Raw genomic sequence first — 6,653 nt, 5'->3', positions numbered from 1 at the left:
AACCGGCAACCAGTTTTAGAAGAATAAAACTACCTTGAGGTAGCTCGTTCTGGTTGGATCACTTGGTGACAATGGCACTGCCAGCAACCAAAAAAATACGTTTGCCCTTGGTCCCTTCTGGGGATCTGATGAAAAGCTTGTCGATCACCAATAAAAACAACAGATCGCTAAACAAGAAAAACAAAGCACACGTAACTTATTCGAGGGGAGCCCAGGCTCCCCTCAGTGCTTTCTGGCTTCCCCATCTTCAGAGCAGGGGTCAGCCGTTGATCATCCTCTCCTAATCCGCTCTCCGCGTTCTGCCGCGCTGTTTGGCCGAACTGACTGGCAACAATATCCGGACTTACCAAAGCCCTCCTGCGCTAGATACAGACGCTCATCACCCCGTCGTACCAAGCAACTCCATTGAGCTGGACGTATCAACGATCCGGTAGCCCATCGCCTTATAGCCAGCTTGGCGCTTATTCCACATCCGTAACAAAGCCGGGTGTCCCCCATCGATGAAGTCGATGATGCGCACATCAGCCTTGCTTGATGAAGCCGCAAGCGAGTCGCACTCGACTACCCATCACAATTTTTGAGACTGATGGGTGACGCTATTTTGATCGGCACAAATTGCCGCGAGTCTTTCACTCCAAAAATCTCGCAGATTTCTGCACTCTCAAAACGAGATTTTCCGGGATTTCTCTGTAGCTTCACTACATAAATCGCTTACTGGACACTACGAGGCTGCATCTAAAGCACTGATCCAGAAAGAAAAACCCCGGCGCTAGGCCGGGGTAGTGGCAGATTTCATCATGACAATAACTCGCACAATCATGACAATTAACCTGCCCGTCGACACCTGTCGACGGGCGACAAACCTGGCATTTGTCAGAATCATCAATCCCAATTAAATCAATGACTTACAAAAAATAATGGGCACCATTATTGGCATGACCGAGCCACATAAAGTGGCATTTTCCGTCAAAATGACCGCATTAAATGGCATTTTCCGTAACCCCCTGAAACGAGCCGCGTGCAGCACTACATTTCAGCAATACAAGCTATACGCTGGAGGCAGACCTCAAGCCACAGCCTGGATTGACAACCTGTCAATGCAACCCAGATTACGGCGAATCCATCGTGTAGGAAACAGCCGTTTTCCGACTCCGACAGACGGAAAGCTTGGTGGTCTATGAGGGCTCGTTAACCCTTTGCCAGCAGCTCCATTGAGCTGGACGAATCAGCAAATCGATAGCCCATAGCCTTGTAACCCGCTTGGCGCTTGCTCCACATACGCAGCAAAGCAGGATGTCCGGCATCAATGAAGTCGATGATACGCACATCAGCCTTACTCGCATGTTCCCGGTGCAGGCGGCCCGCATACTGCTGGAGAGTACCCTTCCAGGAAACCGGCATAGCCAGCACCAAGGTATCCAGTGCCGGGTGGTCAAAACCCTCTCCAACCAGTTTCCCGGTTGCCAGGATCACCCGTGGTGCATCGGCTGGCAGTGCTTCCAGTTCGCCAATTAGCGCAGTGCGTTGTTTCTTGGACATCCGCCCATGCAGCGTAAATAGGTTCTCGACCCGACCAACCAACTGTTCCTCGATAGCACTGAGGTGATCCGTTCGCTCAGTCAGCACCAAGATCTTTCGGCCTTGATCAAAAGCGTCGCCAACCTCGGCAACAATCTTGGCTGTTCGCTCAGTGTCGTTGCACACCTTCAAGAAAACATCCTGGATGCCTGTCCCTTCAGGCGTGACTATCGGTTGAGAAAGCCACAGTGGTGTCACTGCCAGATCAGCTGGAGCACTCTCGGGCCTGCTCGCGGTATGCCGGATGGGCCCGCACTGCATGAAGATAATCGGCTGCTGCCCATCACGACGTATGGGTGTAGCGGTCAAACCCAACACATATTTGGCCCCAGCAGCCTTGAGGAGGGCCTCGAATGAAAAGGCTGACAGGTGATGGCATTCATCCACGATGATTTGCCCGTAGTTTTTAACCTGCTCGCTGACTTCACCTTGCCGCGACAAGGACTGCATCACGGCAATATCGATGATGCCTGTCGGCTTGGCCTTACCACCGCCTATGGTGCCGACCTTCGTTTTATCTACGCCCAGAAACGCCTGCAACCTCTCCTTCCATTGCTGGAGCAACTCCGTCCGGTGCACCAGAACCAGTGTGTTTATACCGCGCCTGGCAATCAGCGCGGCTGCCGTGACGGTTTTACCAAAAGCAGTCGGCGCACAGAGGATGCCAGTGTCGTGCTCTAGTATTCCTTCGAGAGCAGTCTCTTGATCCTGGCGTAACGTGCCCGCAAAGCGGAAATCAATGGGTTCTCCTGCGAAGCGCTCATCGTGCAGCACCAGCTCAATCCCGTTGTCATGCAGCAACGTTCTCACATCATCCAAACAGCCACGGGGCAAGGCGATATGCTGAGGAAAGTTTTCCGCGCAACCAATGATCCGGGGCTTGTTCCACACAGGCAGACGCATGGCCTGTGCCTTGTAGAATTCGGGGTTCTGAAAGGCCGCCAAGCGGATTAGCTTGTTGACCAATGGCTGGGGCAGTTCGGACTTGTCGAAATAGATCTGGTTGGCCAGGGTAACGTTCACTGACTCGGGTAACGGACAAGCCAACTTCTGAGTCTTTTCCGCTGTGCGCTGCCAGGGTTTCGGCTCGTCGTCATCCGCAACTGCGGTGACATCCAGCGGATGGCGACCTCCAGTGGCCAGCAGGGTTTTCGGCACAATATCCTGCACGGGCATAGGCTGAATGCTGGCCAGAAATGCCCACTGGTCGGGATAGGGCGTCAGCGTCTCATCGACAAAAACACTGCCGTTGAGCGCGCGGGCTCGCTTCTGCAAGGGCAGGGCAATCAAGTTGCCAAAGCCGCCTTTGGGCATGCTGTCCTGATTTGGAAACAGTCGGTCATACGAGCCCAGCGTCAGTTGCCGGGTACGCTCGCAGGTATAACTGATGATCGCGGAGCCGAGCAGGCGCGCCTCATAGGCGGGGACATTACGCTCGAAGAAAATCCAGGCGTGCGCCCCGTTGCCCGAGCGAGAGATTTCCAGTGCCACCGGCACGTCCAACTCAGAGCATGACTGGGCAAAAGCCGTGACATCTTCACGCCAATCGGCCTCGTCAAAATCCACCGCCAGGAAGTAGCAGGTGTCGTCTGGCAGCAACGGGTAAACGCCGATGACAATATCTCCGGCCAGATGCTTGTAGAGCACCTGATCGGTCAGCGGCAGGAGTTGGCGGAACGAGCAATCTCCGCACTTGATCCGTGGCTTCTCACACACACCGGGTCGCCATTCATTGGCGCACGCCGGTGAGTAGCCCGATTTACCGGCCTTGCTTTCCCAGCGCACGGGAAACACATCGGCACGGCCCCGAAACAGTCGCCTGAACAATGCCAACTTGGCATCCGTGTCGAGACTCGAACTTATCAGTGGAGGCGGGCTAGTCGGTTCGACTAGCGGCGGCTCGTCAGGCAAGCGCCACTCAACACCATGCGCTTCCAACAGCGCGATCAAGCGCGCATTTTCGGCCCGTAGATGCTCAAGCAGATCATCACCACTCATCGTGCCGAGACCACCTTTCAGTCATAGGGGAACAGCTGAGCCCGCTATTTAAGACGCTCGGCTGCCTTGCGATAGGCCTGCTCACGCTCACGGCGATCAACCGCGACCACAAACACCACCACCTCGTGGTCAAGCACCTGGTACACCAGGCGATAACCACTGCTGCGCAGCTTGATCTTGTAGCAGTCCGGCAGCGAATGGAGCCGATTGGCTTCAATGCGCGGATTGAGCAATACCTCAGCGAGCTTTTTCTTCAGCTGCTGGCGAACGGTATCACCCAGCTTTTGCCACTCCTTCAGTGCCCGCGCATCAAACTCAAGGCTATAGGTCATCCAGCGCAACCTTCACGCGCTGAGGAGCGGCCAGGCGTTCACGAACCGTGGCGATTAACGCTTCATCTTCCTCGGTCATCAGCACCGGGCGAAATGGCAGCTGTCCGCGCTCGGCCACATACTGCAAAGCCTGGCGCATCAGTTCAGAGGGGGTGACGCCGAGCTTTTCCAGCTCCTGGTAAGCACGCGCCTTAAGCTCGTCGTCGATGCGGATATTGATGGACGCCATGGTGCGGCCCTCACTGTAATGACATTCGTATTTACAGTGACAGGATAGCCGTCGTTTGGCAAGCGGGTTGGCACCCCCGCCAGTAACACACCGACCAAGTGCCTCCTGACTGAACTGCGGCACCACACCCCAGGTGCCCGGTAGCCACATAATGCTGAAGAGGTCGCCAGCACCCTGTCCGCAGCGGGGCACTATTGAACATAGCGCCCGATATACGCACCGCCCGGCTCGGGAATTTATTAACGTTTTTGTTAATAAATTCCCGAGTCTCTCGCCTTGCCAACCCCGTCTACAGAACAGCCGCAACGGTTAGCTCCTTAAGATTGCAGGGAAATGGCCACGCGCCCCCCCTTTTTTAGGCAACAAAAAACCCGCCGAAGCGGGTTTGTACAAACACGATGTATCAGGTGAGATCTACCACCGGAGCACTCGGGCCGTACGCCTTAACCGCCGTGATACCACCATCACGTGCTTGAGCGGACGTATACATTTCACTCTTGCCGATTACCTGCCCATTGCTTGCGTGCAGGGTGAAGTAGTACTGGGAGTTAATGGACGTCAGCTTCTTGTAGTTGGCATCGTAAGGGGAGTTGGTCTTCACCGACTGGATACCATTCTGGCAGTTCGCCTTGGTGGTATAGCCTTCGCTGGCAAGAATTTTCTCGCCATTAGGTGCCTTCAACCGGAAGTAATACTGACGATCCGCTCCCAGGAAAATCTCGTATTTCGCACTCATGAGCTGTTCTCCTATTTCTCTTTCCGCACGCCTTTGAACGGCGTTTTATCCGACGTTTTCACGTCTATGAACTGGCCGGTTTCCGTATCACGTTTGACCCAATGACCAGACGGAGTCTGGGTTTGGGAACGCTGACGCACCGCACCATTTCGATGCCCATCACCTGCCGGAGGATTCGTTGCCATATCGATCACCATTCTGCTTTATTTATTCAGTTTAACCAGGGATTACACAAATCCCTTGGAGTCGAAGCAAACGTTACGCCTCTATTCTGATTATGTAAAGCTGTTTAAGCAGATTCGCCAATGGCAAGGTAGACGTACTCGATCCCGCCAGACTCAGCCGTCTCCTCGGCTCTGAGGATGTACCCTTGATCCTTGAGCTTTTTGAGCTTGGTACTGGCATTGGCGACCGAAATTTTCAGCGTTTCGGCCACCTTGGCGGCAGTAACCGAACGCTGAGACAGCACGCACTCCAACAGTTCCTTCGTGGACGAGCTGATCTCAGGCCCGATAATTTGGTAACCGTCATCGGCCCAGACAGTCAGAGGAATGTCTTTGGCCTGGGCCGCATAGCTCCAGTTGTCCAGCAAGTCTCGACTTTTGACATCCTTGAGGAAGAAGCCACGCTCCCCCCTGAAAAACTTCGCGACTGCAACCACGCTTTCTCTCGGAAAGGATGCGTCCGTCGCCTCTATGCCGGTGAGGGAGACTCCAAAAACGGAATACTGCGGATGGGAGTGAACGAAGTCGAGCAGCTTCCCAAAGGTTGCCTTTCCCTGGACATTGCCAAATGGATGGTCGTCCTCGGTGAAGTCTCTTAGCTTGACCGTGATTGATTTCTGATTCATTTGCTCAGTTTAACGAGAGGGCTCTAGCTGTCAATTAAGAAGTCGAAGCAGATATGGGTTCCCAGGATGGTTGGCATGTCCACGCGATGGTGGCTGCGATTGAATCGACCATCGCTGTAGACCATTGTCAGCTCGAAATTTTTTTGTCTCACCGTAACCGTTGCGTTGAAATCAGCGGCCACCTCACCACTTCGTTTCAACCCGAGCCCCCGACCATCGTCATCAGAACTGGAGACTCGCCCCTGCTTGATGACGTGCAAGACCAGTTCCGGCCCTGCCTCTGACTTCGAGAAATCGAGCTGTTGAAAAAGCTCCGGATACCTCCGCTCCAGAACGGGCTGAAGGCTTCCAACAATGCCAATCCCGCTGTCAGAGATCACTGTCTGGATCTTGCCACCTTTCGGGTAGTGCTGAAGAGCTGCAAAACCCGGAATCGCTGACTTCGCATGATCCCCCACGTTACCAAATAACTCAGAAATGAACGTAAACGCGGACTGCGAATAACGTTCACCTGCACACCTCACGAGGCTGTTTTTCAGACGTTTGGGGATCGACTCATCGGGAATGCGAGGGTCAATAGAAGCAAGCTCCGGCGTTTTTCAAGGTAGTTGTCGCGTCGACCGTGTTTTTTATGCCGCCTCTTCCAGCGCGGATTGCTCCCGTTCCGGGTTGAGCATGACGGCCCCGATGGGCTCCCAGTTGCGCGTGTTACCTGACCAGCGCCTCGGGTGACGGGCACGGGCTTGCTGATACAGCGCATGCCGGCGCGCCAACACCTGATGATCCTCGCCGCGATGGCGCTCGGCCGGTGAGACGAAGCGGATACGGCTATGGCGGTGCTCATGGTTGTACCAGCGCATGAAGTCCCTGACCCAGCCCCTGGCTTCATTCAGGTCGGCAAAGCCGTCCTGCGGCCATTGCGGGCAGTAT

The 6,653-nt window shown here is 54.6% G+C and carries 7 protein-coding genes and 1 pseudogene; all 8 read right to left on the bottom strand.

The features are described 5' to 3' along the window. Positions 1-1,188 precede the first annotated feature (1,188 nt). Positions 1,189-3,576: a TOTE conflict system archaeo-eukaryotic primase domain-containing protein gene (locus tag BM315_RS23695; RefSeq protein ID WP_090506102.1), complete on the bottom strand. Its 2,388-nt coding sequence runs from the start codon at positions 3,574-3,576 to the stop codon at positions 1,189-1,191. 44 nt (positions 3,577-3,620) lie between these two features. Then, positions 3,621-3,908, bottom strand: coding sequence for a type II toxin-antitoxin system RelE family toxin (locus tag BM315_RS23690; RefSeq protein WP_044315231.1), 288 nt, complete (start codon positions 3,906-3,908; stop codon positions 3,621-3,623). Then, complete coding sequence (locus BM315_RS23685; protein ID WP_003284884.1) at positions 3,898-4,137, bottom strand: type II toxin-antitoxin system RelB/DinJ family antitoxin; 240 nt, start codon at positions 4,135-4,137, stop codon at positions 3,898-3,900. The genes BM315_RS23690 and BM315_RS23685 overlap by 11 nt, the downstream gene beginning before the upstream one ends. 403 nt (positions 4,138-4,540) lie before the next feature. After that, positions 4,541-4,873 carry a YegP family protein gene (locus BM315_RS23680; RefSeq protein ID WP_090506100.1) on the bottom strand — a complete coding sequence of 111 codons (333 nt, stop codon included), beginning with the start codon at positions 4,871-4,873 and terminating at the stop codon, positions 4,541-4,543. Positions 4,874-4,884: 11 nt separating this feature from the next. Continuing rightward, entirely contained in the window at positions 4,885-5,058 is a 174-nt protein-coding gene (locus tag BM315_RS24800) for a hypothetical protein (protein ID WP_170862311.1), read from the bottom strand. 104 nt (positions 5,059-5,162) lie between these two features. Then, positions 5,163-5,723, bottom strand: coding sequence for a winged helix-turn-helix transcriptional regulator (locus tag BM315_RS23670; protein WP_090506095.1), 561 nt, complete (start codon positions 5,721-5,723; stop codon positions 5,163-5,165). Between the two features lie 23 nt (positions 5,724-5,746). After that, positions 5,747-6,181, bottom strand: coding sequence for a hypothetical protein (locus tag BM315_RS23665; protein WP_244527375.1), 435 nt, complete (start codon positions 6,179-6,181; stop codon positions 5,747-5,749). 171 nt (positions 6,182-6,352) lie between these two features. Further along, positions 6,353-6,653: pseudogene (locus tag BM315_RS23660) on the bottom strand (IS3 family transposase); the annotation flags it as partial.

This window comes from Pseudomonas borbori (assembly GCF_900115555.1).
Taxonomy (GTDB): Bacteria; Pseudomonadota; Gammaproteobacteria; order Pseudomonadales; family Pseudomonadaceae; genus Aquipseudomonas; species Aquipseudomonas borbori.
The sequence above is the reverse complement of the archived record's forward strand: the minus strand, read 5'-3'. Positions and strand labels throughout refer to the sequence as shown.